Genomic DNA, 26291 nt, shown 5'->3' on the forward strand with positions numbered 1-26291 from the left:
CCGTCACCCTCGGCGGCGGCCCGACACATCCGGGTGAACGGTCGGTCCGATGATCAGCCGTGCGTAACCGACCGCCCGCGCCGCTCGTTGGCCAGCTTGCAAGCCTCCACCAGGCGTGCGGTCAAGTCGAATTGCGACCTCTCACCCGATGGAGTGGCTTTGGCTTGCCGGGGCAACCGTCCGGCAGGCCGGGGTGTCGACAACGACGAAGGGAGGTGTGGCCCGTGACTGCGAACGTGCTGGAGCACCGGCGGGCGAAGGCCTTCGCCGAGGCGCTGGAGGCCCACCAGGCGGAGCAACGCGCTACCGACGGCAACGGAACGGCCAACACCGGAACCGGCAACGCCGGTTCGGTCGCGATGGCCGAACTCATCGACACGGTCGGCGCGCTCGGCGCGCTGCCCGCCCCGGAGCTCGACCACGAGATCCGGACCGTCCAACGCGCCCAGCTGATGGCCGCGTTCGAGCAGGCCTTCGCGGGCGGACCGGGCGTCACCGTGCCGCGCCAGCGGCGCCACCGGGCCGTCCGTACGGCGCCGCGCGGACGCTGGAGCCGCCGGTTCGCGATCGGCGGGCTCGTCGCCGGCCTCGCCGTCGGCAGCTTCGCCGGGGCGGCGGCCGCCAGTGGGAACGCCCTACCCGGCGACCCGCTGTACGGCATGAAGCGCGGCCTGGAAGGACTGCGGCTCGACCTCGCGAACACCGACAGCGAGCGCGGCGAACTGCTGCTCGACAACGCGGCCACCCGGCTCGGCGAGGCCCGGTCCCTGGTGGGCCGGTCCGGCACCGGCGGCTCGCTCAGCCCGGGCACCGTCGAGCAGGTCCGCAAGGCCCTCGACGACATGCACACCGACGCCCTCAAGGGCCGCGACCTGCTGCGCGCCGTCTACCGCGACAACGGCTCGCTCGACCCGATGCGCGCCCTGGCCGGCTTCGCCCAGGACGAGGACGGCACCTGGGCCGAGGTCCAGTCCCGGCTCCCGGACCAGCTCGTCCCGCAGGCTCACCTGGTGGACCAGCTCTTCGACGACATAAGCCAGGACGTCGCGCCCCTGCGTCTGGTCCGGCCGCCCGCCAAGAGCGGGATGCCGGACGACGGCGGGGCGGGCGACGGCACCCGCGGGACGGGCGTCGAGGGCGGACCGTCCGTCGGCACCTCGCCCGGCGGCCAGGCGGTCGGCGGGGTACCGGCCCAGGGCGGTGCCACCGGCCGACCGGCCGGCAGCGCGGTCGGCGGTCGGCCGGGGAGCACCCCGCAGGTCCCGCCGCAGGGCGGCGTGCCCGCACCGGCGGCGCCCGCGGCCCCCGGCGTACCGGCCGCACCGGCGCCCAGCGGTGACGCCAATGTCGTGCCGGGCCCGGTCGGCGGCCTGGTCGACAACCTCACCAGCGGGCTCACCGGGGCCAAGCCCTCGCCCAGCGCCGACGCCCCGGCCCCGGCCCCCGCGCCGGACCGGTCCCCGGCGCAGCCGTCCGAGTCGCCCAGTGCGAGCGGCGGCCCCGCCCAGCAGCAGGGGGTCGAGGTGCCTCCGCTGATCCCGGGCCTGCTGCCCGGTCTGCGGATCCTCGGCGGCTGATCCCGGCGAGCGGGAACGGTGGTGCCCCGGCGGACGAGCTGTCCGCCGGGGCACCGCCGTTCCCGCTCGGCCCGGCGGGCACTCGGCTCGGCAGAGGACCGGCCCGGCAGAGGACCGGCCCGGCAGACCGGCTCAGAAGAAGACCGAGCGCCGCCGCACCAGCAGCTGGTAGAGGGTGTGCTGGATGGTCTCCCGGACCTCGTCGGCCAGGTCGAAGACCAGCATCGGGTCGTCCGCCGCCTCCACCGGGTGCCGGTCGGTCGCGATCGGCTCGCCGAACTCGATGATCCACTTGGTCGGCAGCGGCACCGCCCCCAGCGGGCCCAGCCACGGGAAGGTCGGCGTGATCGGCACGTACGGCAGGCCCAGCAGCCGGGCCAGGGTCCGGAAGTCGCCGATCATCGGGTAGGTCTCCTCGGCCCCGACGATGGAACACGGCACGATCGGCACCCTGGCCCGCAGCGCCGAGGAGACGAAGCCGCCCCGGCCGAAGCGCTGGAGCTTGTACCGCTCGGAGAACGGCTTGCCGACCCCCTTGAAGCCCTCCGGCCACACCCCGACCAGCTCGCCGCGCTCCAGCAGTGCCTGGGCGTCCTCGTTGCAGGCCAGGGTGTGCCCGGCCTTGCGGGCCAGCTCGTTGATCCCGGGCAGGACGAACACCAGGTCGGCGGCGAGCATCCGCAGGTGCCGGTGGTGCGGGTGGTGGTCGTGGATCACCACCTGGGTCATCAGCGCGTCCAGCGGGATCGTCCCGGAGTGGTTGGCGACGATCAGCGCGCCGCCCTCGGCCGGGATGTTCTCGATCCCGCGCACCTCGATCCGGAAGTACTTCTCCGCCAGCGGCCGCAGCAGCCCGAGCAGCACCTCCTCGGTGAGGTCCTGGTCGAAGCCGAACTCGTCCACCTCGTAGTCACCGGTGATCCGGCGGCGCAGGAAGGCCAGGCCGTCGGCGGCCCGGTCCTCCCAGCCCTTGCCGAACGCACGGGTCGCGGCGGCGCCGAGCCGACCGGCCAGCGCGCCGCCGACGGCGCCGGCCACCCGGTCGGCCAGGCCGGAGCCGTCGGCCGGCGGCTCGCTCCAGCTGGGGGCGGACTCGATCGGGATGACCTTCGCCTCACCCGGCGCGTTCTCGGCGGCGGCACTCATGGGGGTTCAGCTCCTGGGTCGGTGCGGTCGGGCGGGGGTGCCCGGAGCGGGGGTCCGGCCGGCCTCCGGGCCGAGCAGCGCGGCCAGCCCGTCGGTGACGGCGGTCAGCCGCCGCGGCGGCAGCAGGCCCGGCGACTGCGCGGCGGCGAAGTCCGCGAAGGCTTCCGGCGTGCTGAACACCGGACGGTAGCCGAAGGACTCGCGCAGCCGGGCGGTGTCCACCACCCGACCGTGGGTCAGCAGCCGCAGGTGCTCGGGCGAGACGTCGACCAGCCGGGTCTGCCGGGCCAGTCCGGCGATCCAGCTGACCGCCGGCAGCAGCAGCGGCAGGGTCGGCCGGCCCAGCCGGCGGGCGCACTGGGAGAGCAGCAGCACGCCCTCCCCGGCGACGTTGACGGTGCCGGTGTTCACGGTGCCGGGTTCGGCCGGGAAGGAAGCCCGGCAGAGCACCTCGACCACGTCGTCCTCGTGCGCGAACTGCAGCCGGGGGTCGTAGCCGAGCACGGTCGGCAGGACGGGCAGCGCGAAGTAGTCGGTCAGCGGGGTGTCGGCACCCGGGCCGACGATGTTGGCGAACCGCAGCACCGTGACCGCGACGTCCGGACGGCGCCGGGCGAAGCCCCGGACGTAGCCCTCCACCTCGACCGCGTCCTTGGCGAAGCCGCCGCCCGGCAGGGTCTTCGGCTGGGTGCGCTCGGTGAACACGGCCGGGTCGCGCGGCGCCGAACCGTAGACGCCGGTGGTCGACTTCACCACCAGCCGGCGCACCCCCGGCGCCTTCTGGCAGGCGCCGAGCAGCTGCATGGTGCCGATCACGTTGGCCTCCTTCACCGCGGAGCGGTGGGTGGAGCCCAGTCCGGTGGCGCTGACCGCGAGGTGCACCACGGTGTCGACGCCGTGCTCGGCGATCACCCGCGCCACGGCGGGGCGGCGCAGGTCCAGCTGGTGGAAGCGGTACGGCGCGGCGGGCCCGTCCGGCTCGGCGAGCGCGCGCAGTGCCGGGCCCGGCGGCTGCACGTCCACGCCGACCACCAGGTCCACCCCCGGGCGGCGGCGCAGCTCGGCGGCGAAGCGGGCGCCCAGGTGCCGGCCGACGCCGGTGACGAGCACGACCGTTCCCACAGCGCTGCACCCCATTCCTCGGCCCGGGAGACCTGCGTGCACCGTACCGCGCCGCCCCGGCGGGCCGGGAGACGACCGGGCCGGGAACAACCGGGCCGGACACGGCCGGGCCGGGAAACGACACCGCCCGCCCAGGCCGGAAGGCCTGGGCGGGCGGTGTGAAGCGCTGGACGCGCGAGCGCGGCCGGGGGCGCTTACTTCTTGTTGCGACGCTGAACGCGCGTGCGCTTGAGAAGCTTGCGGTGCTTCTTCTTGGCCATACGCTTGCGACGCTTCTTGATGACAGAGCCCACGGAACAACCCTCGCTCACTGAGACTCTCGCCCGTGAGAGACGGAGTCCATACGACTGACGTGAGGGCCCAGCCTACCGTCCACTCGCCCAGGGTCGTAATCGCACCCCCTGGAGCAGGCGAACCGCAGGCGAATCCGGAGCGAACGGAGACGGGGCCCACCGGTGGTGGGCCCCGCCCGGACCGGTCTTGCCTACGCGCTCTCGAGCCGCACGTAGGACTCCTTGAGGTACTCGTGCACTGCCTGCTGGGGCACCCGGAACGAGCGGCCGACCCGGATGGCAGGCAGCTCACCGCTGTGCACCAACCGATAGACCGTCATCTTGGAGACCCGCATGACCGCGGCCACTTCGGCCACGGTCAGGAAGACGACGTCCTGCAAGGGGCGTTCGCCGGAACTCATGACCATCACCCGACCCTTACCCGTGTGCAAGGCACCGGCTTCCCCTCCGGTGACTCCACCGGCACACGTGTATCCCCAGAGTAGTTATGGGTGGTACCAGTGGGAAGAGGGAGAAGCCCAGTCCTCGTACGGTGAGGGATAAGTCGGTTGCAGTACGTAGTCGATCGGCGATTTGTACCGGTCGGCCTGCGCACGGAACGCGACCGGACACCAGGTCCTCACAAACGGACGGCGTCCCTTCGCCGCCCGCTCAGGGCAGCAGGCCGTGGTGCGGCAGGACGGCGCGGCGGGCGGCCAGAATGGCCTGGTCGAGGCGGTCCGCCGGATCGTATCCCGCGTCGAAGTCGCGCCAGACCGGACGGGCGCCGTCGGTCATCCGCAGCGGGGCGGGGCCCCGGGTGCGCCGGTAGACCTCGGCGCGCCAGGACTCCGGGGTCTCGGTGGCCGGGTCGACCGGCCTGCCGGCGGCGGTGGCGACCAGATGGGTCCAGGCCCTCGGGACGACGTCGACGACGGCGTAGCCACCCCCGCCGAGCGCGATCCACCGGCCGCCGGCGTGCTCGTGCGCCAGCCCGTGCAGCTCCTCGGCGATGGCCCGCTGGGCGTCCACGGTGACGGCGAGGTGGGCGAGCGGGTCCTCCAGATGGGTGTCGGCCCCGTGCTGGGTGACCAGGACCTGCGGCCGGAAGGCGGCGAGCAGGTCGGGTACCAGGGCGTGGAAGGCGCGCAGCCAGCCGGCGTCCCCGGTGCCGGCCGGCAGCGGGAGGTTGGCGGCGGAGCCCTCGGCGCCCGGGCCGCCGGTCTCGGTGCTCCAGCCGGTCTGCGGGAACAGCGTGGCCGGGTGCTCGTGCAACGAGACGGTGAGCACCCGGGGGTCGTCCCAGAACGCCTCCTGGACGCCGTCGCCGTGGTGGACGTCCACGTCGACGTAGGCGATCCGCTCGGCGCCGAGTTCGAGCAGCCGGGCGATGGCGAGGGCCGGGTCGTTGTAGACGCAGAAGCCGGAGGCCCGGTCGGGCATCGCGTGGTGCAGCCCGCCGGCGAAGTTGACGGCGTGCGGGGTCTCACCGCGCCAGACGGCCTCGGCGGCGGCGACCGACTGGCCGGCGATCAGCGCGGAGGCGGAGTGGAGGGCGGGGAAGGACCAGTTGTCGTCGGTGCCGAGGCCGTGCCGCGCGTCCTGCCGGTCGGGGTGGGCGGCGGCCTGCTTGACCGCCTCGACGTACGCCGCGGTGTGCACCAGGCGGAGGGTGGAGTCCCCCGCGGCGGGCGCGGAGCGGACGGTGACACCCGGTCCGGCGGCGAGGCCGAGGTCCTCGACCAGCCGCATGGTGAGCGACAGCCGGGTGGGATCCATCGGGTGGCCCGGGCCGAAGTCGTAGGCGGTGACCGCCTCGTCCCAGAAGAGGTGCAGGCCGCAGGAGGGGTCACGCTCGGCGTCGGGCATGGCCTCCACCGTAGTGGGTGGCGGCCGTGCGGCCGGGCAACGGGTCTTCGAACGCCCGCGGCACGGGAGTCGGGACCCGGGCGCCCGCCCCGGGGGCGGGCGCGGCGGCTCCGACGGGGGCGGGCGCGGCAGCACGGGCGGAGGCCGGGACGGCGGCGCGGGCGGTTCGGCGGCCGGCCAGCCGGCAACCGAGGCAGTCGGGGTGACCCTGGCGGCCGGCCGGGTCGGGGGTGCGCCAGTGCCGCAGTTCCGGCGGGCGCGGCCCGGTGGCCTTGCCCCGGCCGCCCAGGTGGAGCGTCCAGGCGGCGACCGCCCCGAGGAGGATCAGCGCCGCGCCGGCCCAGAGTCCCGCTCCGGAGCCCGCGACGAAGGCCGCGCCCGCGACGGCGAAGCCCAGGGTGACGACGGCAGTGCCGGTCCAGCCGGCCACGGTGTGGCCCATGTCGTGATCAGCGTGTGCGCCCATGTGTCCTCGTTTGGTGTGATGGACGGGTCCACCGGGCTCCCCGTCCGCGAATGGACTGACATTTATCTCACGAGGTAAGTAACTTAGATGCTAAGGAGATTTCCCGTGGAGGGCAAGCCGCGCCCCCAGGCGTCGCCCGAGCAGGCGCTCTACGCGATGGACCGGATGATCGCGCTCGCGCAGTTCGGCCAGCAGGACATCGCGGCCCGGCTCGGCCTGAACGTCACCGACCTCACCTGCGTCGGCTTCCTGATCGAGGCGGCGATGGCCGGCGAGGCCCTGGCCGCGGGCGACCTCGCCGAACGCGCGCAGCTGACCACCGGCGCGGTGACCGGTGTGCTCAACCGGCTGGAGAAGGCCGGGTACGCCCGGCGCGAGGCCGACCCGGGCGACCGCCGCCGGGTGCGGGTGGTGCTGGAGGCCGCCGCACAGGACCGGATCATGGAGGTCTACGGCCCGTTCTACGGACGGATCAACGGTCTCTTCGCCGACTACACCCCGGCCGAGATCGCCGTGCTCACCGACTGGTTCACCCGCGCGAAGGCGGTCCTGCACGAGTCACTGGCGGAGATCAGGAAGGCGACGCCCTGAGACAGTCCCCAGAGGCAGTCCCCTGGATCGCCCCCGGCGGCGCGCCCTACGGCGTGCCGCGGACGGCGTCCCGGACGGCGTCCGGGACGGCCGGGCCGGTGGGCGCCGGGGACGACGTCGGCGGCGGGGCGAAGCGGTCCGCCAGTGGCAGGACGGCCAGCACCAGCAGCATCGGCGCCAGCAGCGCCCAGCGGTACGAGCTCGCGTCCGCGAGCGCCCCCACCAGCGGCGAGCCGACCAGGAAGCCGACGTAGTTGAACAGGTTGAGCCGGGCCACCGCGGCGTCCGAGTCGGCCGGGAACAGCCGCCCGCCGGCCGCGAACACCTGCGGGATGATCGCGCAGATCCCCAGCCCCAGCACGGTGAACCCGGCGATCCCGGCCCAGGCGGCGGGCGCGGCGGCGGCCAGCGCGAACCCGAGCGCGGACAGCGCGGCACCGGACCGCACCACCGGGACGGCCCCCCAGCGCTGCACCGCGCGGTCGCCGAGCGCCCGGCCGAGCAGCATCGCCACCATGTAGCCGAGGTAGGAGAGCTTGGCGACGTCCTCGGCGCTGCCCAGACCGTCGGTCAGGTACTTGACGCTGTAGTTGGAGACCGAGGCGTCGGCGATGTAGGCGAAGGCCATCACCAGGCAGAGCGGCAGCAGCGGCCGCCAGGGGATCGAACGGGCGGCGGCCGCGGCGGCCTCCCGTACCGCGTCGCCGAGTTCGGCCGGTCCGGCGAACCTCGTACCGGCCAGCATCGCGAGCGGGGCGACCACCCCGGCCACCGTCCCGAACAGCACCGGCAGCCCGAGCCCGACGTGCGCGCCGAGGCCCGCGACGGCCGCGCCGAGGATGCCGCCGAGGCTGAACGCGGCGTGGAAGCCGAGCATCACCGAGCGGCCGTAGCGGTGCTGGAGCCCGACCCCGAGCATGTTCATACTCGCGTCCAGCGCGCCGACCAGCAGGCCGAAGGCGCCGAGGGCCAGGGCCAGTTGCCAGAGCTCGTCGCCCAGGCCGGCGGCGGCCAGGGTGGCGCAGACCGCCGGCTGGACCACCCGCAGCACGGCCCGCGCGCCGGTCCGGCGCACCAGCCGCTCGGAGGCGATCGACCCCACCCCGGCCAGCACCGGCACCGCGGCCAGGAAGAGCGGCAGCAGCGAGTCGCTCAGTCCGTACCGGTCCTGGATCTCCGGGATGCAGGTGACCAGCAGGGCGAAGGTGACGCCCTGGAGGAGGAAGCTCGCGGCCAGCGCCGCCCGGCCGGCCCGGAGCCGCGGTGCGACCGGGACGCTCCCGTCCCCCGCGTCGCTCCCGGAACGGCAGGCACTCTCGGTAGGCACATCCACCTCGCTACTGGCCGGTACGGCGGTCGGTGGCGAGAGCGTAGGCGCTGACGGGCGTTCGCGGGAGGGGGTGCGCGTGAGGGGGTGCGCGTGAGACGGCTGCGGCCCCGTGGGGGCCGGCCGCTACCGGTCGAGCAGCGGGAGCACCTCGTCGAGGTCGGCGATCAGGCCGGTGGCACCGGCGGCGGTCAGCTTCGCCGGGTCGGTCAGGGCGGTGTAGCCGTACACGTCCATGCCGGCCGCGCGGGCGGCGAGCACGCCGTTCGGGCTGTCCTCCACCACCAGGCAGGCGGCCGGATCGACGCCGAGGGTGCGGGCGGCGTGCAGGAAGAGGTCCGGCGCGGGCTTGCCCACCCCCACGTCCTGGGCGCTGAAGATCCGCTCCTCCGGGAACCAGCCGCGCAGAGCGGTGACGTCCAGCGCGGCGCGGATCCAGCTGTGGTGCGCGGACGAGGCCAGGCAGTACGGCACGGAACGCTGGCGCAGCTCCTTCAGCAGCGTCTCCGCGCCCCGCACGGCGACGAGTTCGGCGGTGAAGGTGTCGAAGACCCGCCCGTGGAAAGCCTCGTCGAAGCCCTCCGGGAGGCGGGCGCCGTCGTACCGCTCGGCGATCACGTCGTGCACCCGGTGGGCCGCGGTGCCCATGAAGTCCCGGTAGGAGTCCTCGACGGTGGTCGGGTAGCCCAGTTCGGTCAGGTACCCGGCGAGCACCCGGTTGGAGAGCGGCTCGCTGTCCACCAGGACACCGTCGTTGTCGAAGATCACCAGTTCATGGGCCATACGGGCGACCCTACCGGCCGTCCCCGCGGGTCACCTGCCGCCGGAGGCCAGCTCCCGGGAGCGGTCCCGGGCCGCCTCCAGGGCGCTCAGCAGGGCCGCCCGCACCCCGTGGTTCTCCAGCTCGCGGATGGCCGCGATGGTGGTGCCGGCCGGCGAGGTGACCGCCTCGCGCAGCTTCACCGGGTGCTCCCCGGAGTCCCGCAGCATCACCGAGGCGCCGATCGCCGACTGCACGATGAGGTCGTGCGCCACCTGCCGGGGCAGCCCGAGCAGGATGCCCGCGTCGGTCATCGCCTCGACCAGGAAGTAGAAGTACGCCGGACCGGAGCCGGACAGGGCGGTCGCCGCGTCCTGCTGGGACTCGGGCAGCCGCAGCGCCTTGCCGACCGAGCGGAAGATCTCCTCCGCCCGCTCCAGGTGCGCCTCGGCGGCGTGCGACCCGCCGGAGATGACGCTCATGCCCTCGTCCACCAGGACGGGCGTGTTCGGCATCACCCGGACCACCGGGGTGCCGGGGGCCAGCCTGGCCTCGAACCAGGCGGTGGGGATGCCGGCCGCGGCCGAGATCACCAGTCGGTCGGGGTCGATGTGCGGCGCCAGCTCGTCCAGCAGGGTGCCCATGTCCTGCGGCTTCACCGCGAGGATCAGGGTGTCCGCGAGCTTGGCGGCCTCGGCGTTGCCGACCGCGCCGACCCCGTACCTGGCGGCCAGTTCGGCGGCCCGCTCGGGCCGGCGGGCCGTCACCAGGACGTCCGCCGGGTCCTGGCCGGCCCGCAGCAGACCGGAGAGCAGGGCCTCCCCGATCTTGCCCGTGCCGAGGAAGGCGATCTTCTGTCCGTGCGCCGCGCTGCTGGTCATGGCCGCTCCTTGCCTCCGGTGTTGTGTCCCGCCACCCCGGCCATCCTCGCACCGCGTCCCGCTCCTGGGCGGCACCGTCCACCCTGCGGGCACCCGGTTCGGGCACCCGGTTCGGGTACCCGGTGAAGCAGCCCCCTAGGGCGAATCTCGGGGTTCTCCCCTATGGCCCGGCGGTGGGCGCGGGCGCACCGTGGAGGCATGGCACACGGAGAGATGTCCCGACGTGAGAACCGGCAGGTCGCCGTCGCCGCGGCGACCTTGGGCCCGTGGCGGACGGCCGCGGGGGTCGGTGCGCTGGTGGGGGTGACGGACCTGGTGATCGATCTGATCGACGGGGACTGGTCGCTGAGCATGCTGGCCGGTCCGGCCGGCGTCGCCCTGTTCTTCTTCTTCCTGGTCGGCACGGTGGGCGGCCGGCTGCGCCGGGACACCGCCGACCGGCGACTCCACAAGTGGGCGAACGAGCACCCCTGGCAGGCCGCGCTCCCGGCGGCGGGCGGCCTGCTCCTCCTGAACACGCTGGCCCAGCTGTTCCTCGGCGACGCGGGCCTGTTCGAGGCGTTCTTCCTCTCACTGTTCCCGGCCGCCATGGTCCTGGGCGTGGCGGGGGTGGTCGGCTCGGTCAAGCGTGCCCGCGCGAAGGGCTGACGTCCCGACAGGGAACGGGTGGTCGGCGGCCCCGCTCCGGCGGGGTGTTCACCCGGCGGTGCGGCCCCGATCGAACACCCGTCACACCCCGTCGGCATACTGGCGCGATGCCGATCGCCGAAGACCCAGTACCGCGTCCGTCCGAGGAGCCGAAGGAGCCGAAGGACGGGACGGACGGGAAGGACCCGTTCGCCGGCCTCGTACTCGACGAGGACTTCGTCCGGGGCGCCGCCGTGAAGGAGCAGACGGGGCGCACCCGGATGCTCGCCGCCCGGTGGCAGCACACGCCGCCGGTCGACCCCGGCGGCCGCCGCTCGGTGAACGACGGGCCCCGGCCGCGACGGCGGTTCGCCCGCCGGGCGCGGCCGGTCGACCCGTGGGGCAACCCCCGGCCGCGCCGCGGCGGGTGGTGGCGGACGCCGCTGTTCGTGCTGCTCACCGTCGCCCTGGTGCTCGCCGCGCTGAACGTCGACGGGCTACGGTCCTGGTACTCGACGCACTTCGGCGACGGCTCCGGGTCCGGTGGTACGACGGTCGGCACGCCCGTGGCGACCGTCGCTCCGGAGACCGGGGCGCCGACCGCCGCGCCGCCACCGGCCGACCCGAAGCAGCCGACCGTCGACCGCCCGTGGGCGGGCTCCCCCGCCGAGGGGTGGCCCACCGGCATCGACGCGTTCGGGCCCGAACCGGGCACGGTCACCAGGATCGGCGTGTTCGGCGCCGACCAGGTCGCCGCGCAGGTCGACCTGGTCAAGCGGTACCTGGCGGCGGCCAATCTGGACCCGCGGACGGTGGCCGGCGGCCGCCCGGAGGCGGCCCTGGCCATGCTGAGCCCGGAGGGCCGGGCGGCGGCCGAGAAGGCGCTGGCCAGTCCCTCCCGCGACCAGGACCCGACCGGCTGGTTCAGCCGCTTCGACGGGCGCGACGCGATCCCGGTCGGCGACACCTACCGGCTGCAGGGCCGGATCAGCGTCGAGGGGGACGGCAAGCGGGGCGTGCTGGTGCACACCGACTTCACCTTCGTCTACCCGCTCCGGCCCGGCCCGGACGCCGCCAAGCGCGCCACCGCGCCCAGGCCGTCCGGTCCCGCGCGGCCGACGGGCAGCCCGGCGCCCGGCGGGGGCGCCGCGCCGAAGCCGGTCGGCCTGCTCACCCCGGCGGCCGACGTGGCCGGGGACACCTGGACGGCGCGGACCGTCGTGCGCCGGGTGGACACCTTCCGCTTCCACGACCCGGCGAAGTTCCAGGTCGAGCGGGACCGGCTCTACTTCGAGCGGACCATGTCCGACGTCGGCAACAGCGAGTGCGACGTGTACGACGGCTGGTACCACCCGCAGTTCGACCAGTTCGCGGCCGTCGGGGGGACGTCCCCCGCACCGTCCGGACCGCCCTCGGACCCGTACGACCGCACCCAGGAGCTGCGGACGGACGGCGTCTGCGGCACGGTCAGCCGCAGCTGACCGGGCCGGCGCCCCGCCGGGTCAGCGCCTGCGCCGGCCCCGGCCCGGGGCGCCGTTGCCGGGCCGGCCGCCGCGAGCGGCCTGCCGGCGGTCGTGCCGGGCGAGCGCCTTCTCGTAGCGGGCCCGGTGCAGGGCCTCGCCGGGGGCCTCGCGCAGGGCGCGGAGGAAGTAGGCGAGCAGCGAGCCGACCCCGCCGATCACCCAGACCACGCCGAGCGACTTGTCCTCGGCCATCCAGCCGGTCAGCGCGTCCCGGCCCTCGGTGAGCAGCTTCCAGGTGCGCAGCGCGGCGAGCAGCGAGCAGATCGCGACGGCGGCGACCAGCAGTCCGTTGAGGAAGCCCCCGTTGTCGGCGACCCGGATGCCGTCGACGGCGAGGCGCAGCACGAAGGCGCCGGCCGCGGCGGCGAGCAGCGCCCCGGCCGGGACGAGGACGCGGCGCAGCCGGTAGTCGCCGCCGCGTTCGACCCAGCTGGTGCCGAACCAGCGGATCGGCTCCGGTTCGGGGGCGCCGGCGGGCTGGGTGGTGGGGGTGCGTTCCTGGGTCACGGGTCCGATTATCCCCGGCGGGCGGGAACGGCGGAGGCGCCGTCCCGGTGGCCGGGACGGCGCCTCGTGGTCGGGGTGGGGGTCAGCCGAGCTTGCTGACGTCCCGGACGGCGCCCTTGTCGGCGGAGGTGGCCATCGCGGCGTAGGCGCGCAGGGCCTGGCTGACCTGGCGGTCGCGGTTCTGCGGCCGGTAGCCGTGGCCGGCCTCCAGGGCGCGCCGGCGCTCGTCCAGGACCTCGGCCGGGACCTCCAGGGAGATCCGCCGGCCCGGGATGTCGATGGCGATGGTGTCGCCGTCCTCGACCAGGGCGATGGTGCCGCCGGACGCGGCCTCCGGGGAGGCGTGGCCGATCGACAGGCCCGAGGTGCCGCCGGAGAAGCGGCCGTCGGTGACCAGCGCGCAGGCCTTGCCGAGGCCCCGGCCCTTGAGGAAGGAGGTCGGGTAGAGCATCTCCTGCATGCCGGGGCCGCCCTTGGGGCCCTCGTAGCGGATGACGACGACGTCGCCCTCCTTGATCCGCTTGGCGAGGATCGCCTCGACCGCGTCCTCCTGGGACTCGACGACGACGGCCGGGCCGCTGAACGTCCAGATCGACTCGTCCACGCCGGCGGTCTTCACGATGCAGCCGTCCTCGGCGAGGTTGCCGTACAGCACGGCGAGTCCGCCCTCGACGGAGTAGGCGTGCTCGACGCCGCGGATGCAGCCCCGGGCGCCGTCGGTGTCAAGCGACTCCCAGCGCTCGGACTGCGAGAAGGCCTCGGCGGAGCGGACGCAGCCGGGGGCGGCGTGCCACAGCTCGACGGCCTCGGCGGACGGCGAGCCGCCGCGGACGTCCCAGGTCTTGAGCCACTCGGTGAGCGAGTCGGAGTGGACGGTGTGCACGTCCTCGTTCAGCAGCCCGCCCCGGTGCAGCTCGCCGAGGATGGCCGGGATCCCGCCGGCCCGGTGCACGTCCTCCATGTAGTACGCGCCGTTGGGCGCGACCTTGGACAGGCACGGCACCTTGCGGGAGATCGCGTCGATGGCCCGCAGGTCGAAGTCCAGCTCGGCCTCCTGGGCGGCGGCGAGCAGGTGGAGGATGGTGTTGGTCGAGCCGCCCATGGCGATGTCGAGGGCCATGGCGTTCTCGAAGGCGGCGCGGGAGGCGATCGAGCGCGGCAGGACGGAGTAGTCGTCCTGGCCGTAGTGCCGGTCGGTGATCTCGACCACGGTCCGGCCGGCGGCCTCGTAGAGGGCGCGGCGGGCGGTGTGGGTGGCGAGCAGCGAGCCGTTGCCGGGCAGCGAGAGGCCGACCGCCTCGGTGAGGCAGTTCATCGAGTTGGCGGTGAACATGCCCGAGCAGGAGCCGCAGGTCGGACAGGCGTTCTCCTCGATGATCGCGATGTCCTCGTCGGAGACGTTCTCGTTGACCGCCTGGGAGATCGCGTCGACCAGGTCGAGCTTGCGCACCGTGCCGTCGACCAGGGTGGCCTTGCCGGCCTCCATCGGGCCGCCGGAGACGAACACCGTCGGGATGTTCAGCCGCAGTGCGGCCATCAGCATGCCGGGGGTGATCTTGTCGCAGTTGGAGATGCAGATCAGCGCGTCCGCGCAGTGCGCGTTGACCATGTACTCGACCGAGTCGGCGATCAGGTCGCGCGAGGGCAGCGAGTAGAGCATGCCGCTGTGGCCCATCGCGATGCCGTCGTCCACCGCGATGGTGTTGAACTCGCGGGGGATGCCGCCGGCCTGCTTGATCGCCTCGGACACGATCCGGCCGACCGGCTGGAGGTGGGTGTGGCCGGGGACGAACTCGGTGAAGGAGTTGGCGACCGCGATGATCGGCTTGCCGAAGTCCTCGCGGGCTACGCCGGCCGCCCGGAGAAGCGCCCGGGCGCCTGCCATGTTGCGACCGTGGGTGACCGTACGGGACCTCAGCTCGGGCACTGTGCTCGACTCCTTCGGAGGCTGACTGGCGGCCCCGCTCGATCAGGAGGGTGCGGGGCCACTGTGTCCGTCGAGCCTACGCCCGCCGTCCGGGCGGCGGACCCGGCGTCCGCGATGCGGTCAGCCGGGCGGGTGCCGGACGGGTGCCGGACGGGTGCCGGACGGGTGCAGGGCGGGGCATCAGCCGGACGGCCGCCGGACTGGTGCCGGGCGGGGCGCCGGTGACCTGCGGCGCGGCTCAGGACGGGGTGATCGCGACGGTCAGGTCCAGCACGTACGGCTCGACGACCGTGCCGTCCGGGAACTCCGCCAGCAGGGCCTCGCGCTCGACGGCCAGCAGCGGCGCGCGCTGCTCCGGGGTGAGCGCGGCGAGGTAGGAGCGGGAGGTGAGGTCGGTGATCACGTGGTCCACGGAGACCCGGCGCTCCCAGCGGAGCCGGGTGTGCTCCGTCCTCAGGTCGTACGGGGCGAGGTGGGAGGTGACCTCGTCGACGGCTCCGTAGCCGTGGTAGCCGGTGGGCAGCGCGGCGTGGAGCCGCTCGCCCAGCGCCCGCACCCAGGCGACGCCGCTGTCCTTCACGTTCCACCAGAGGGCCAGCGCGCCGCCCGGCCGCAGGACCCGGATCGCCTCCGGCACGGACTTCTCCGGGACGGTCCAGTGGAAGGCCTGGGCATAGGTGACGAAGTCCGCCGAGCCGTCGTGGAACGGCAGCTCGTCGCCGCTGCCCCGGACCAGCCCGAGCCCGGGCGAGGCGGCGAGGAACTGTCCGGCCATGCCCGCGTTCGGCTCCACCGCGAGCACCTCGGCGCCGCGGCCGGCCAGCAGCCGGGTCGAGATGCCGGTGCCGGCGCCGACGTCCAGCACCCGCGCGCCCGCCAGACCGCGCCCGGCCAGCCGCTCCAGCGCGTCGAACAGCTCCTGCGGGTACGAGGGCCTGGCCCGGTCGTACTCCGCCGCCACGCCGCCGAAGGACTTCGCCAGTTCGCGGAAGTCACTGCCGGGCCCGGTTCCGGTCTTTTCCGCCATGTGTCCCCCTGTGGAAGGCAGTTCGTGCGCCGTCAGCGTACGCGCGCGGGGGTGGCCAGGTGCAGGCGGGTGAAGGCGAGGGCCTCGGCCAGGTCGGCCTCGCGTTCGGCGGGCGAGGTGGAGCGGCGGGTGTTGACCTCCAGCACGACGTGGCCGTCGAAGCCGGTCCGGGCGAGGTGTTCCAGCAGTTCGGCGCAGGGCTGCTTGCCCCGGCCGGGGATGAGGTGCTCGTCCTTGCCGGAGCCGGAGCCGTCCGCCAGGTGGACGTGGGCGAGCCGGTCCCCCATCCGCTCGACCATCGCGAAGGCGTCCACCCGCGAGGTGGCGACGTGCGACAGGTCGATGGTGAAGTGCCGGTACTCCTCCTCGGTGACGTCCCAGCCCGGCGCGTACGCCAGCATCTCGCGGTCCTTGTACCGCCACGGGTACATGTTCTCGACCGCGAAGCGGACGTCCGTCTCCCCCGCCATCCGGTGGATGCCCTCGACGAACTCCCGGGCGTACTGGCGCTGCCAGCGGAACGGCGGGTGGACGACGACCGCGCTCGCGCCGAGCTTCTCGGCCGCCGCGCGGGCGCGGACCAGCTTGGTCCACGGGTCGGTGCTCCACACCCGCTGGGTGATCAGCAGGCACGGGGCATGGACGGCGAGGATCGGCATGCGGTGGGCGTCGGAGAGCCGGCGCAGCGCCTCGATGTCCTGGCTGACGGGGTCGTTCCAGACCATCACCTCGACACCGTCGTAGCCGAGTCCGGCGGCCAGCTCGAAGGCGACCGCGGTGGTGGCCGGGTAGACCGAGGCGGTGGAGAGGACGACCTTGGTGTCCGGGATGTGCAGGGCCGGGTGCGGGGGCAGGACCAGGCGGTCGGTGGTGCGCAGCAGCGGCGGGCGGGCGGCGGCCTGGCGGGCGGCCTTGACCGACTTCACGGACTGGACGGCGGCCTTGGCGGCGCCGGCCGCCCGGGCGGTGCGGGTGGGCTCGGTGCCGGGGGCCTTGGGGCCCTTGGGCGTCCGGGCGGTCTTCGCCGCCCCGGTGGCACCGGTCGTCCTCGCAGCACCGGTCGTCCTGGTCGTCCTGGTCGCCTTGGTGGCCGCGCGGCTCGCGGCCTTGCGGGCCGCCCTCTCGGCGACGCCGCCGGCCGCCTCCCGGGCCGCCTTCACGCCCTTGACGGCCTTGACGGCCTTGACGCCCTTGACACGCTTGACGCCCTTGGCAGCCTTGCCGCCCTTGACGCCCTGAGCAGAGGCAGGAGCGGGATCCGGCGAGGGTTCCGGCACAGGATCCGCGGCGGTCTCCGGCACGGGGTCCGGACCGGTGCGGCGCCCGGCGCGGCGCGGGGCGTCCGGCCGCGGCTTCCCGTCCTGGGGCGCGCGGCCCTCCCGCGTCCCGTCCTCGTCCGCTGGTTGCGCCACGGGAGACAGCGTAAGCGGACCGCGCCCGGAACGGGGAGCCGGTCGGCGCGCGCCCGGCCGCCCCGCCCCCCGGTGTCAGGGGGTGAGCACGGGCCGACGGCGGTCGGCCGGGCTGTCCATGGCGTCCAGCCGGCGCAGGATGATGCCCTCGCGCAGCGCCCAGGGACAGACGTCCAGCTCGTCCAGGCCGAACAGGTCCATCGCGGCGTCGGCGACCAGCGCGCCCGCGAGCAGCTGCTTGGCGCGGCCCTCGGAGACCCCGGGGATCTGCGCCCGTTCGGCGACCGTCATCGCGGACAGCCGGGGCAGCCAGGCGGCGAGGTTGCCGCGGGTGAGCCGGCGGTCCGTGTACGGGCCGGCGTCGGCCGGGGCGGCGCCGGTCATCCGGGCCAGCTGCTTGAAGGTCTTGGAGGTGGCGACGGCGTGGTCCGGCGCGCCGAGCCGGGAGATCTCGCCGACGACGGTGGCCATCTCGGCGCGGATGTGCCGTCGGAGTTCGCGTAGCCGCTCGGGGTCGGCGACGTCGCCGGGCAGCCAGCGGGCGGTCAGCCGGCCGGCGCCCAGCGGCACCGAGCAGGCCACGTCCGGCTGCTCGTCCAGGCCGCAGGCGATCTCCAGCGAGCCGCCGCCGATGTCGAGGTTGAGCAGCCGGCCGGAGGACCAGCCGAACCAGCGGCGGACCGCCAGGAAGGTGAGCCGGGCCTCGTCCTGGCCGGAGAGCACCCGCAGTTCGACCCCGGTCTCCTCGGCGACCCGGCGGAGCACCTGCTCGCCGTTGGCGGCCTCGCGCACGGCGGAGGTGGCGAAGGGCAGTATGTCGACCACGCCCTTGTCCTCGGCGACCCGCAGCGAGGAGGCGATCATGCCGATCAGCTTCTCGACCCCGGACCCGTCGATCGCGCCCTGCTCGTCGAGGAGTTCGGCGAGCCGGAGCTCGGCCTTGTGGGAGTACGCGGGCAGGGGTGCGGCGCCCGGGTGGGCGTCGACCACCAGGAAGTGGACCGTGTTGGAACCTACGTCGAGCACACCGAGTCGCATAACCGTCCACGCTACGCGATCTCACGCCGGAGGAGACCGGTCGTGCCGGTGTTCGTGCTGGTCCGGGTACTGATCGCGGTCCGGGGCGGACCGACCGCGGTGGACCTGGGCCCGGTTCGAACGGCATTCGGCCGGTGTTGGCCCGTCGTTCACCGGGCCGGGCGGTGCACCCACCGTGAACCGCGTGACCACGGACGGTTCGCAGCACCGCGGAGGCTCTACCCTTGCCGGGTGGCAGCAGCAGACACCTCCCAGCAGACCAGCGCCTCCAAGGGCGGCAGGAAGAAGTCCGGGAGCGGCGGCCCGGGCGCCGTCGACCTGGCGATGCCGACCCTCCGCTCCGAACTCGGCCCCGAGGTCCGCCCCGAGGTCCCGCTCGACTTCCCGCGCGCCTGGGTCGAGTTCACCGACCCGGAGGACGAGGAGCAGGTCTTCCGCTGCGACCTGACCTGGCTGACCTCCCGCTGGTCGTGCATCTTCGGTCAGGGCTGCCAGGGCATCCGCGAGGGCCGGGGCGAGTCCGACGGCTGCTGCACCCTGGGCGCGCACTACTCGGACGAGGACGACGAGAAGCGCGTGGCCGGCCACGCGGCCCGGCTGACCCCGGAGCTGTGGGAGAACCACCGGCACGGCACCGACGCCAAGGGGCGGCTCAAGCTCGACGGCGGCATCACCATGCTCGACGAGGACGGCGACCGCCAGACCCGGCGGGTCGACGGCGCCTGCGTCTTCGTGAACAGCCCCGGCTTCGCCGGCGGAGCGGGCTGCGCCCTGCACGCGCTGGCGCTCGCGGAGGGCCGCGAGCCGCTGGAGACCAAGCCGGACGTCTGCTGGCAGCTGCCGGTCCGCCGCACCTACGACTGGATCGACCGGCCGGACGACACCCGCTACCTCCAGGTCACCATCGGCGAGTACGACCGCCGGGGCTGGGGCCCGGGCGGCCACGACCTGCACTGGTGGTGCACCGGCAGCCCGGACGCCCACCAGGGCGCCGACCCGGTGTTCGTCAGCTACCGCCCGGAGCTCACCGAGCTGATGGGCCCGGCCGCGTACCGGGTGCTGGCCGGCCTCTGCGAGGAGCGGATCGCCACCAAGGGCGACCGCAAGGTGGCCCCGCACCCGGCCGACCCGGCGAAGCGGCCGAAGGCGCCGAAGAAGTAGCGCCCCCCGGGGGCGGGCCCGGCCCGCCCCCGGCCGGCTACTTGTCGATGTCGCCGACGACGAAGAACATCGAGCCCAGGATCGCCACCATGTCCGCGACCAGCGTCCCCGGCAGCAGCTCGGTCAGCGTCTGGATGTTGTTGAACGAGGCCGAGCGCAGCTTCAGCCGCCAGGGCGTCTTGTCGCCGCGCGACACCAGGTAGTAGCCGTTGACGCCGAGCGGGTTCTCGGTCCAGGCGTAGGTGCTGCCCTCCGGGGCCTTGAGCACCTTGGGCAGCCGCAGGTTGACCGGCCCGGGGGCGAGCAGCGCCAGCTTGTCGAGGCAGGCGTCGGCGAGGTCGAGCGCGTTGGCGGTCTGCTCCAGCAGGCACTCGAAGCGGGCCAGGCAGTCGCCCTCCTCGCGGGTGACCACGGTCAGCACCTGCCGCAGCTCCTCGCTGCCGTACGCCAGATAGGGCTCGTCCCGGCGCAGGTCGAGGTCCAGTCCGCTCGCCCGCGCGATCGGGCCGCTGGCGCCGTACGCCTGGGCCTGCGCCCGGGTCAGGACGCCGACACCGGCGGTGCGGGCGCGGAAGATCTCGTTGCCCAGTACCAGGTCCTCGAAGACCGGCAGCTGGGAGCGGACGACGGCGACGGCGGTGCGGACCCGGCCGAGCCAGCCGGCCGGCAGGTCCTCCTTGAGGCCGCCGACCCGGTTGAACATGTAGTGCATCCGGCCGCCGGAGGCTTCCTCCAGCACGTGCTGGAGGTCCTCGCGGCCGGTGAAGGCGTGGAAGATCGGGGTGATCCCGCCCAGCTCCAGCGGGTACGAGCCGAGGAACATCAGGTGGTTGAGGACGCGGTTCAGCTCGGCCAGCAGGGTGCGGATCCACACCGCCCGCTCGGGCACCTCCATGCCGAGCATCCGCTCGACGCCGAGCACCACGCCCAGTTCGTTGGAGAAGGCCGAGAGCCAGTCGTGCCGGTTGGCCAGCATGATGATCTGCCGGTAGTCCCGGGCCTCGAAGAGCTTCTCCGCGCCCCGGTGCATATAGCCGATCACCGGCTCGGCGCTGACGATGCGCTCGCCGTCCAGCACCAGCCGCAGGCGCAGCACGCCGTGGGTCGCCGGGTGCTGCGGGCCGATGTTGAGCACCATGTCGGTGCTGTCCGCCCCGCCCGTGACGTTCTCGGCTCCCGCCCCGATGCCGACCGTGGTCTCCCTCATGGGGTCAGAGTCTGCCATCCCGGCAGCGCCCCGAGGCTCGGCGGTACCGGCATGCGGACGGCCTGCGAGAGCCAGCCGAATCCGCCCAGGCCCGCGGGGTCGGTGAGTTCGGCGCCCTCGCCCGCGCCGCCGAGCGCGCGCAGGTAACCGACCGGGTCGCTGGAGGCGAGGGCCAGCGGCGGCCGGGCACCGCTGACCCCGAGCGCCCGCAGCGCCTCCCGCTGGGTCGTCCACAGGCTGTGGAGACCGGGCGCGGCCACCGCGTCCAGGGCCACGTGCGCGGTGACGTCGCACGAGCCATCCGGCACCGGGGGCACCTCGCGGCCGGCCCGGAAGCCGGTCCGGGTGGGGAACGGCGGGCGGCGCCCGGCGGTGTGCCCGTAGTCGACGGCGACGGCCAGGCCCCGCTCCAGGCCGGCCACCGCCTGCGCCCAGGCGGCGTCCCTGGGCGCGCCGAACTCGACGAAGTCCCCGGGCCGTTCGGCCGGCCACCAGCGGGCGGCCCAGTCGGCGTCGGCGGCGTCGACGGGCCCGCCGAGCCGCTCCTCGCCGGTCGCCGGGTCCACCTCCAGGTAGCGGAGCCGCCCGTCCTCACCGACCTCGCCGGTGTCCAGCGGCACGTTGTCCAGCCACTCGTTGGCGAACAGCAGCCCGGTGACGCCGCGCGGCACCCGCTCCGTCCACACCGTCCCGGCCCAGCCGCGCTCCGTCCACAGCCCTGTGGACGGAGCGGCGGGCGGCGCGTCCGGGCGGGCGGCGAGTTCCACCGCCCACACCCGCAGCCGCTCCCCCACCGGCTCCGGCAGTTCGGCCAGCACCCCGGCGACCAGCTCGCCCCGGCCGGCCCCGACGTCCACGAAGGCCAGTTCCTCCGGACGGCCGAGCGCCGCGTCCACCTCCAGCAGCAGCCGGGCCACCGCCCGGGCGAACAGCGGCGAGGCGTGCACCGAGGTCCGGAAGTGCCCGGCCGGGCCCTCCGGCCTGCGGTAGAAGCCGCCGTCGGGGTCGTAGAGGGCACGCTCCGTGGCGGGCGCCCACCGCATCCAGCTCATGGGCCGGGAGGCTACACACCCGGTCCGTACCCGCCCAATCCGTACGGCACCGGCATGCCCCGCTCTCCGACCTAGGGAGTAGGACGGATCGCTCTCCCGGCGGACCTGGGCACGGGGTGCGACTGCCTACGCTTGAGTCGTGCATCGACTCAACGCCTGGCTCCGCCGTCACCCCATGGTGATCGACTCCGTCTGGGCCGCGATGGTGCTCTTCGTCGGCGTGCTGCCGGAGAACGGGAGCGGGAACGCCGGCTGGCGGCTGGCGGTCCACTACGCCATCGCCGTCCTGCTGCCCCTGCTGATGGTGTTCCGTCGGCGCTTCCCCGACGCGACCGTGGCCGCCGCGGGCCTGACCGGCCTCGCCCAGGTCCTCCTGGACGTCAACCCGGCGGTCTCCAGCATCGCCTACCTGGTGTTCGCCTACACGGGCGCCGCGTTCGGCAGGCCCTGGACGTCCCGGCTCGCGCTGCTCGGCGGTCTGCTCTCGGGTCCGCTGGTGTACTGGCGGCTGCATCCGCAGAAGATCCAGTCGGTCGGCGACTCCGACGTCCGCTTCGTGAACTACTCCGCCCCCGAAGCGCTGCTCATCATCGGTCTGATGACCACCCCGTTCATCCTCTGCTGGGCCTGGGGCCGGCTGACCCGGGTGCGCCGGGCCTACCTGGTCGAGCTGGAGGACCGGGCGGCCCGGCTGGAGCGGGAGCGCGACGCCCAGTCCAAGGTCGCGGTCGCCGCCGAGCGGGCCCGGATCGCCCGCGAACTGCACGACGTGGTCGCGCACAACGTCTCGGTGATGATCGTCCAGGCCGACGGCGCCGCCTACGTCCTGGACAACTCGCCGCAGCAGGCCAAGGAGGCGCTCAGCACCATCGCCTCCACCGGCCGGCAGGCGCTGGTCGAGATGCGCCGGCTGCTGGGCGTGCTGCGCAGCGCCGACAGCAAGGGCGAGGAGTACGTGCCGCAGCCCGGCGTCGAGGAGCTGCCGGAGCTGCTCGACCAGGTCCGCACGGCCGGCCTCCAGGTGGACTTCGCCACCTCGGGCCACCCGCGCGAGCTGCCGCGCGGCGTCGAGCTGACGGTCTACCGGATCGTCCAGGAGGCGCTGACCAACGTCCGCAAGCACGGCGGCCCCGATGTCCACGCCCGGGTCGCGGTCGACTTCGGCGAGCGCGAACTGGCCGTACTGGTCGAGGACGACGGCCGCGGCAGCACCGACGAGCAGCTCGCCTCCGGCGGCCCCGACGGCCAGGGCCACGGCCTGATCGGCATGCGCGAGCGGGTCGGTATGGTCAGCGGCAGCCTCGACATCGGGCCGCGCCCCGGCGGCGGATTCCGGATCCGCGCCGTCCTGCCGCTCAAGGCCGCCTGACCCCGGACACCCGCCGGCCCCGGACACCCGCCGACGGACACCCGCCGACGGACGCCACCGACCCCCGCTGTCCTCCCCGAGGAACTAGGAGCCACCCTTGACCATCCGCGTGATGCTGGTCGACGACCAGGAGCTGCTGCGCACCGGATTCCGGATGATCCTCCAGTCGCAGGGGGACATCGAGATCGTCGCCGAGGCCGGCGACGGCGCCGAAGCCGTGGAGAAGCTCCGGCACACGGAGGTGGACGTGATCCTCATGGACGTCCGGATGCCGCGGCTGGACGGCGTGCAGGCCACCCGGCGGATCTGCCTGGCCGAGGACGGCAGCCCGCTGCCGAACACCCCGCACGTGCTCATCCTCACCACCTTCGACCTCGACGAGTACGCCTTCGCCGCGCTCAAGGCCGGGGCCAGCGGCTTCCTGCTCAAGGACGTGCCGCCGACCGAGCTGGTGGCCGCGATCCGCGCCGTCCACGGCGGGGACGCCGTGGTCGCGCCGACCACCACCCGCCGCATGATCGACCGCTTCGCCGAGGTGCTGCCGACCCCGCAGAACGGCCCGGGCGGCCCCAACACCCTGAACCCGCTCACCGAGCGCGAACGCGAGGTGTTCCTGCTGGTCGCCCAGGGCCTGTCGAACGGCGAGATCGCGGCCCGGCTGGTGCTCTCCGAGGCCACCGTGAAGACCCACGTCGGGCGGATCCTGGCCAAGCTGAGCCTGCGCGACCGGGTCCAGGCCGTGGTCCTGGCCTACGAGGCCGGACTGATCCGGGCCGGCGCCACCGACTGACCCGGGCCAACGGCGGCCCGCCCACGGCCGCCCACGCTCCGGACCCGGCCCCACGCTCCGGACTCGACCCCACGCTCCGGACCCCGCCCGGGCCGGAGCGAACCGCTCCGCGGGCCCGGCCCCGCCCGTAGAATGGGCCGGTACGTCCGGTACCCCGGCAGTGGACTGGAACGGAACCCCTGGACAAAGGTGGACGCGTGAGTCCGTCCGACTTCGCCGACCGCGGCGAGTTCGCCCCGCTCGCCGACGACCTCGGCGACCCGGCCGACCCCGGCAACCGCCCCGCCCGCCTGGCCGTCGGCGTGGTCGGCACCGGCCGGGTCGGCCCGGCGCTCGGCGCCGCCCTCCAGCTCGCCGGCCACAGGGTGGTCGCCGCCTCCGGGGTGTCCGCCGCCTCGCGCCGCCGGGCCGAGGCCCTGCTGCCGGGCGTGCGGGTGGTCACCCCGCCGCAGGTGCTGGCCGCCGCCGACCTGGTGCTGCTCACCGTCCCCGACGACGCGCTGGCCGACCTGGTCACCGGCCTCGCCGCCACCGGCGCCGTCCGGCCCGGCCAGATCCTGGTGCACACCTCCGGCGCGCACGGCGTGGCCGTGCTGGAGCCGGCCGCCGCGGCCGGCGCGCTGCCGCTCGCGCTGCACCCCGCGATGACCTTCACCGGCACCTCCGTCGACCTGGCCCGGCTGGCCGGCTGCCCGTTCGGGGTGACCGCCCCCGAGGAGCTGCGCCCGGTCGCCGAGGCGCTGGTGGTGGAGATGGGCGGCGAACCCGAGTGGGTGCCCGAGGGCGTCCGCCCGATGTACCACACCGCCCTCGCGCACGGCGCCAACCATCTGGTCACGCTGGTCGCGCAGGCGATGGAGCTGCTGCGCACGGCCGGCGTCGCCGAGCCCGGCCGGATGCTCGGCCCGCTGCTCGGCGCCGCGCTCGACAACTCCCTGCGCTCCGGCGACGCGGCCCTCACCGGCCCGGTCGCCCGGGGCGACGCCGGCACCGTACGGCGCCACCTGGCGCAGCTCAGTACGGTGTCCCCGGACATCCCCGCCGCCTACCGGGCGATGGCCCGGGCCACCGCCCAGCGGGCCCTGGCCCGCGGGACGATCGACGAGACGTCGGCGGCGGCGCTGCTGGACGTACTGAACGAGGAGAAGCAGTAATGGCACGCGGCAAGCAGCCGGGCAAGACCCAGCACGCCCCGAAGGTCCACCGGGCCGTCGTCACCCGCACCGTCGACGACTTCGAGTCGGCGTTCTGGCCGGACGAGCAGCCGGTCGACAACGCGGTCGTGATGACGATGGGCGCCCTGCACGAGGGCCACGCCGCGCTGATCCGGGCCGCCCGCAAGCAGGTCGGCCGGGACGGCCGGGTCGCCGTCACCGTCTTCGTCAACCCGCTGCAGTTCGGCGCCGGCGAGGACCTGGAACGCTACCCGCGCAACCTGGACGACGACGTGCGGCTGGCCGAGGCCAACGGTGCCGACGTGGTCTTCGCGCCGTCCGTCGACGAGGTCTACCCGAACGGCGAGCCGCAGGTGCGGATCGCGGCCGGCCCGATGGGCGAGCGCTACGAGGGCGCCACCCGGCCCGGCCACTTCGACGGGGTGCTGACCGTCGTCGCCAAGCTGCTGCACATCACCGACCCGGACTTCGCGCTCTTCGGCGAGAAGGACGCCCAGCAGCTGGCGGTCGTCCGCCGGATGGTGGCCGACCTGGACTTCGACGTCGAGATCGTCGGCGTGCCGACCGTCCGCGAGGAGGACGGCCTGGCGCTCTCCTCCCGCAACCGCTACCTCTCGGCGGAGGAGCGCGCCCACGCACTGGCCCTCTCCGAGGCCCTGTTCGCCGGCCGGGACGCGGCGGCGCGGGGCCCGAAGGCCGCCCGCGAGGCCGCCTCGGCCGTGCTCGACGCCGCCGAGGGCGTCGACCTCGACTACCTCGCCCTGATCGATCCGCACGACTTCACCGAGGCCCCGGACGACTTCCAGGGCGAGGCGGTGCTGGCCGTCGCCGCGAAGGTGGGCGCGACCCGCCTGATCGACAACGTCCACGTCATCGTCCGGTAGCCACCAGCGCCGGACCCGGCGCGCCGGATCGCGGCGCCGGACCGAAACAAACGCTCGCCCGCAGAGCGTTGGGCAGCAAGTACCCCCTAGGCATGCACTCACAGGAGGCGTGACCCGCAATGCTCCGCACCATGCTCAAGTCCAAGATCCACCGGGCCACCGTGACCCAGGCCGACCTGCACTACGTCGGCTCGGTCACGGTGGACGAGGACCTGCTCGACGCCGCCGACCTGCTCCCCGGCGAGCTGGTCCACATCGTCGACATCAACAACGGCGCCCGGCTGGAGACGTATACCATCGCCGGCCCGCGCGGCTCCGGCGTCATCGGCATCAACGGCGCCGCCGCCCGGCTGGTCCACCCCGGCGACCTGGTCATCCTCATCGCCTACGGGCAGATGGACACCGCCGAGGCCAAGGGCTACCTCCCCAAGGTCGTCTTCGTCGACGAGCGGAACCGGGTCACCGGCACCGGCGGCGACCCGGCCGAGGCCGGGGAGGGCACCGGACTGCTGCGCGGCGACGCGGCGTACCGTGGCGACAACGGCGCGGCCGGCCCGGTCGCGCGCTAAGGAGCCACTGAA

At 74.4% G+C, this 26291-nt stretch carries 26 protein-coding genes; 10 read left to right on the forward strand and 16 right to left on the reverse strand.

Annotated features, from left to right (window positions below; all coding sequences use genetic code 11):
- Nucleotides 1-224: 224 nt before the first annotated feature.
- Nucleotides 225-1577 carry a DUF5667 domain-containing protein gene (locus SM793_RS09165; RefSeq protein WP_320437569.1) on the forward strand — a complete coding sequence of 451 codons (1353 nt, stop codon included), beginning with the start codon at nucleotides 225-227 and terminating at the stop codon, nucleotides 1575-1577.
- Nucleotides 1578-1709: 132 nt separating this feature from the next.
- Here the strand turns inward: SM793_RS09165 and SM793_RS09170 are convergent, their stop codons facing one another.
- The 6 genes from SM793_RS09170 to SM793_RS09195 form a co-directional block, all read right to left on the reverse strand.
- Nucleotides 1710-2723 carry a lysophospholipid acyltransferase family protein gene (locus SM793_RS09170; RefSeq protein ID WP_320437570.1) on the reverse strand — a complete coding sequence of 338 codons (1014 nt, stop codon included), beginning with the start codon at nucleotides 2721-2723 and terminating at the stop codon, nucleotides 1710-1712.
- A gap of 6 nt (nucleotides 2724-2729) precedes the next feature.
- On the reverse strand, nucleotides 2730-3845 hold the full coding sequence (locus SM793_RS09175) for an NAD-dependent epimerase/dehydratase family protein (RefSeq protein WP_320437571.1): 1116 nt from the start codon (nucleotides 3843-3845) through the stop codon (nucleotides 2730-2732).
- A 194-nt stretch (nucleotides 3846-4039) separates the two neighbouring features.
- Nucleotides 4040-4138 (reverse strand): 30S ribosomal protein bS22, encoded by a 99-nt coding sequence (locus tag SM793_RS09180; RefSeq protein ID WP_003948845.1) that lies wholly within the window; start codon nucleotides 4136-4138, stop codon nucleotides 4040-4042.
- Nucleotides 4139-4329: 191 nt separating this feature from the next.
- Nucleotides 4330-4539 (reverse strand): helix-turn-helix domain-containing protein, encoded by a 210-nt coding sequence (locus SM793_RS09185; protein ID WP_045937940.1) that lies wholly within the window; start codon nucleotides 4537-4539, stop codon nucleotides 4330-4332.
- A gap of 250 nt (nucleotides 4540-4789) precedes the next feature.
- The gene (locus SM793_RS09190) at nucleotides 4790-5986 is read right to left on the reverse strand and encodes an acetoin utilization protein AcuC (protein ID WP_320437572.1); all 1197 of its coding nucleotides are present in this window, start codon (nucleotides 5984-5986) and stop codon (nucleotides 4790-4792) included.
- Entirely contained in the window at nucleotides 5967-6452 is a 486-nt protein-coding gene (locus tag SM793_RS09195; RefSeq protein WP_320437573.1) for an HGxxPAAW family protein, read from the reverse strand. The genes SM793_RS09190 and SM793_RS09195 overlap by 20 nt, the downstream gene beginning before the upstream one ends.
- Nucleotides 6453-6557: 105 nt before the next feature.
- On the opposite strand from SM793_RS09195, the gene SM793_RS09200 reads away from it, so the two are divergent.
- On the forward strand, nucleotides 6558-7043 hold the full coding sequence (locus SM793_RS09200) for a MarR family winged helix-turn-helix transcriptional regulator (protein WP_320437574.1): 486 nt from the start codon (nucleotides 6558-6560) through the stop codon (nucleotides 7041-7043).
- A 46-nt stretch (nucleotides 7044-7089) separates the two neighbouring features.
- On the opposite strand, the gene SM793_RS09205 is transcribed toward SM793_RS09200, so the two are convergent.
- The 3 genes from SM793_RS09205 to proC all read right to left on the reverse strand — a co-directional run bounded on the left by SM793_RS09205 (nucleotide 7090) and on the right by proC (nucleotide 10011).
- Nucleotides 7090-8280, reverse strand: coding sequence for an MFS transporter (locus tag SM793_RS09205; protein WP_320437615.1), 1191 nt, complete (start codon nucleotides 8278-8280; stop codon nucleotides 7090-7092).
- 216 nt (nucleotides 8281-8496) lie between these two features.
- Nucleotides 8497-9153 (reverse strand): HAD family hydrolase, encoded by a 657-nt coding sequence (locus SM793_RS09210; RefSeq protein WP_320437575.1) that lies wholly within the window; start codon nucleotides 9151-9153, stop codon nucleotides 8497-8499.
- A gap of 30 nt (nucleotides 9154-9183) precedes the next feature.
- Nucleotides 9184-10011, reverse strand: coding sequence for a pyrroline-5-carboxylate reductase (proC, locus tag SM793_RS09215; protein WP_320437576.1), 828 nt, complete (start codon nucleotides 10009-10011; stop codon nucleotides 9184-9186).
- A 213-nt stretch (nucleotides 10012-10224) separates the two neighbouring features.
- Between proC and SM793_RS09220 the strand changes: the two genes are divergently transcribed.
- Nucleotides 10225-10659, forward strand: coding sequence for a hypothetical protein (locus tag SM793_RS09220; RefSeq protein WP_320437577.1), 435 nt, complete (start codon nucleotides 10225-10227; stop codon nucleotides 10657-10659).
- 107 nt (nucleotides 10660-10766) lie between these two features.
- Nucleotides 10767-12119 carry a hypothetical protein gene (locus SM793_RS09225; RefSeq protein WP_320437578.1) on the forward strand — a complete coding sequence of 451 codons (1353 nt, stop codon included), beginning with the start codon at nucleotides 10767-10769 and terminating at the stop codon, nucleotides 12117-12119.
- 21 nt (nucleotides 12120-12140) lie between these two features.
- Here SM793_RS09225 and SM793_RS09230 read toward each other — a convergent pair whose 3' ends face one another.
- The 5 genes from SM793_RS09230 to SM793_RS09250 form a co-directional block, all read right to left on the reverse strand.
- Nucleotides 12141-12668, reverse strand: coding sequence for a hypothetical protein (locus tag SM793_RS09230; protein ID WP_320437579.1), 528 nt, complete (start codon nucleotides 12666-12668; stop codon nucleotides 12141-12143).
- Nucleotides 12669-12750: 82 nt separating this feature from the next.
- A complete protein-coding gene (gene ilvD, locus SM793_RS09235) occupies nucleotides 12751-14595 on the reverse strand; it encodes a dihydroxy-acid dehydratase (protein WP_320437580.1) in 1845 nt (614 codons plus the stop codon).
- A gap of 238 nt (nucleotides 14596-14833) precedes the next feature.
- On the reverse strand, nucleotides 14834-15622 hold the full coding sequence (locus SM793_RS09240) for a class I SAM-dependent methyltransferase (protein ID WP_320437581.1): 789 nt from the start codon (nucleotides 15620-15622) through the stop codon (nucleotides 14834-14836).
- A 32-nt stretch (nucleotides 15623-15654) separates the two neighbouring features.
- Nucleotides 15655-16458, reverse strand: a complete 804-nt coding sequence (locus SM793_RS09245; RefSeq protein WP_320437616.1) for a sugar phosphate isomerase/epimerase — start codon at nucleotides 16456-16458, stop codon at nucleotides 15655-15657.
- A gap of 651 nt (nucleotides 16459-17109) precedes the next feature.
- On the reverse strand, nucleotides 17110-18072 hold the full coding sequence (locus SM793_RS09250) for a Ppx/GppA phosphatase family protein (RefSeq protein ID WP_320437582.1): 963 nt from the start codon (nucleotides 18070-18072) through the stop codon (nucleotides 17110-17112).
- A 324-nt stretch (nucleotides 18073-18396) separates the two neighbouring features.
- On the opposite strand from SM793_RS09250, the gene SM793_RS09255 reads away from it, so the two are divergent.
- Entirely contained in the window at nucleotides 18397-19233 is an 837-nt protein-coding gene (locus tag SM793_RS09255; RefSeq protein ID WP_320437617.1) for a hypothetical protein, read from the forward strand.
- Nucleotides 19234-19270: 37 nt separating this feature from the next.
- Here SM793_RS09255 and SM793_RS09260 read toward each other — a convergent pair whose 3' ends face one another.
- Complete coding sequence (locus SM793_RS09260) at nucleotides 19271-20440, reverse strand: NADH-quinone oxidoreductase subunit D (protein WP_320437583.1); 1170 nt, start codon at nucleotides 20438-20440, stop codon at nucleotides 19271-19273.
- Nucleotides 20437-21492 carry an SAM-dependent methyltransferase gene (locus SM793_RS09265; RefSeq protein ID WP_320437584.1) on the reverse strand — a complete coding sequence of 352 codons (1056 nt, stop codon included), beginning with the start codon at nucleotides 21490-21492 and terminating at the stop codon, nucleotides 20437-20439. The genes SM793_RS09260 and SM793_RS09265 overlap by 4 nt, the downstream gene beginning before the upstream one ends.
- 175 nt (nucleotides 21493-21667) lie before the next feature.
- Between SM793_RS09265 and SM793_RS09270 the strand changes: the two genes are divergently transcribed.
- From SM793_RS09270 to panD, 5 genes are all read left to right on the forward strand, one after another.
- Nucleotides 21668-22861, forward strand: a complete 1194-nt coding sequence (locus tag SM793_RS09270) for a sensor histidine kinase (protein ID WP_413815903.1) — start codon at nucleotides 21668-21670, stop codon at nucleotides 22859-22861.
- A 97-nt stretch (nucleotides 22862-22958) separates the two neighbouring features.
- The gene (locus tag SM793_RS09275) at nucleotides 22959-23651 is read left to right on the forward strand and encodes a response regulator transcription factor (RefSeq protein ID WP_320437586.1); all 693 of its coding nucleotides are present in this window, start codon (nucleotides 22959-22961) and stop codon (nucleotides 23649-23651) included.
- Nucleotides 23652-23941: 290 nt separating this feature from the next.
- The gene (locus tag SM793_RS09280; RefSeq protein ID WP_413815904.1) at nucleotides 23942-24805 is read left to right on the forward strand and encodes a Rossmann-like and DUF2520 domain-containing protein; all 864 of its coding nucleotides are present in this window, start codon (nucleotides 23942-23944) and stop codon (nucleotides 24803-24805) included.
- Nucleotides 24805-25710: a pantoate--beta-alanine ligase gene (gene panC, locus SM793_RS09285; protein WP_320437588.1), complete on the forward strand. Its 906-nt coding sequence runs from the start codon at nucleotides 24805-24807 to the stop codon at nucleotides 25708-25710. Before SM793_RS09280 ends, panC begins: the two co-directional genes overlap by 1 nt.
- Before the next feature lie 119 nt (nucleotides 25711-25829).
- A complete protein-coding gene (gene panD, locus SM793_RS09290) occupies nucleotides 25830-26279 on the forward strand; it encodes an aspartate 1-decarboxylase (protein WP_045937962.1) in 450 nt (149 codons plus the stop codon).
- The last annotated feature ends 12 nt before the right edge of the window (nucleotides 26280-26291 follow it).

Origin of the sequence: Kitasatospora purpeofusca, assembly GCF_034043715.1 — a bacterium.
GTDB lineage: Bacteria > Actinomycetota > Actinomycetes > Streptomycetales > Streptomycetaceae > Kitasatospora > Kitasatospora purpeofusca_A.

Excerpts from the sequence above, each read along its gene's own strand:
- SM793_RS09265 (WP_320437584.1), bottom strand. The coding sequence starts at position 21,492 with ATGAGCTGGATGCGGTGGGCGCCCGCCACGGAGCGTGCCCTCTACGAC.
- SM793_RS09250 (WP_320437582.1), bottom strand. The coding sequence starts at position 18,072 with ATGCGACTCGGTGTGCTCGACGTAGGTTCCAACACGGTCCACTTCCTG.
- SM793_RS09185 (WP_045937940.1), bottom strand. The coding sequence starts at position 4,539 with ATGAGTTCCGGCGAACGCCCCTTGCAGGACGTCGTCTTCCTGACCGTG.
- SM793_RS09255 (WP_320437617.1), top strand. The coding sequence starts at position 18,397 with ATGCCGACCCTCCGCTCCGAACTCGGCCCCGAGGTCCGCCCCGAGGTC.
- SM793_RS09195 (WP_320437573.1), bottom strand. The coding sequence starts at position 6,452 with ATGGGCGCACACGCTGATCACGACATGGGCCACACCGTGGCCGGCTGG.
- proC (WP_320437576.1), bottom strand. The coding sequence starts at position 10,011 with ATGACCAGCAGCGCGGCGCACGGACAGAAGATCGCCTTCCTCGGCACG.
- SM793_RS09220 (WP_320437577.1), top strand. The coding sequence starts at position 10,225 with ATGTCCCGACGTGAGAACCGGCAGGTCGCCGTCGCCGCGGCGACCTTG.
- SM793_RS09210 (WP_320437575.1), bottom strand. The coding sequence starts at position 9,153 with ATGGCCCATGAACTGGTGATCTTCGACAACGACGGTGTCCTGGTGGAC.
- panD (WP_045937962.1), top strand. The coding sequence starts at position 25,830 with ATGCTCCGCACCATGCTCAAGTCCAAGATCCACCGGGCCACCGTGACC.
- SM793_RS09225 (WP_320437578.1), top strand. The coding sequence starts at position 10,767 with ATGCCGATCGCCGAAGACCCAGTACCGCGTCCGTCCGAGGAGCCGAAG.
- SM793_RS09240 (WP_320437581.1), bottom strand. The coding sequence starts at position 15,622 with ATGGCGGAAAAGACCGGAACCGGGCCCGGCAGTGACTTCCGCGAACTG.
- panC (WP_320437588.1), top strand. The coding sequence starts at position 24,805 with ATGGCACGCGGCAAGCAGCCGGGCAAGACCCAGCACGCCCCGAAGGTC.
- SM793_RS09190 (WP_320437572.1), bottom strand. The coding sequence starts at position 5,986 with ATGCCCGACGCCGAGCGTGACCCCTCCTGCGGCCTGCACCTCTTCTGG.
- SM793_RS09270 (WP_413815903.1), top strand. The coding sequence starts at position 21,668 with ATGGTGATCGACTCCGTCTGGGCCGCGATGGTGCTCTTCGTCGGCGTG.
- SM793_RS09170 (WP_320437570.1), bottom strand. The coding sequence starts at position 2,723 with ATGAGTGCCGCCGCCGAGAACGCGCCGGGTGAGGCGAAGGTCATCCCG.
- SM793_RS09260 (WP_320437583.1), bottom strand. The coding sequence starts at position 20,440 with ATGAGGGAGACCACGGTCGGCATCGGGGCGGGAGCCGAGAACGTCACG.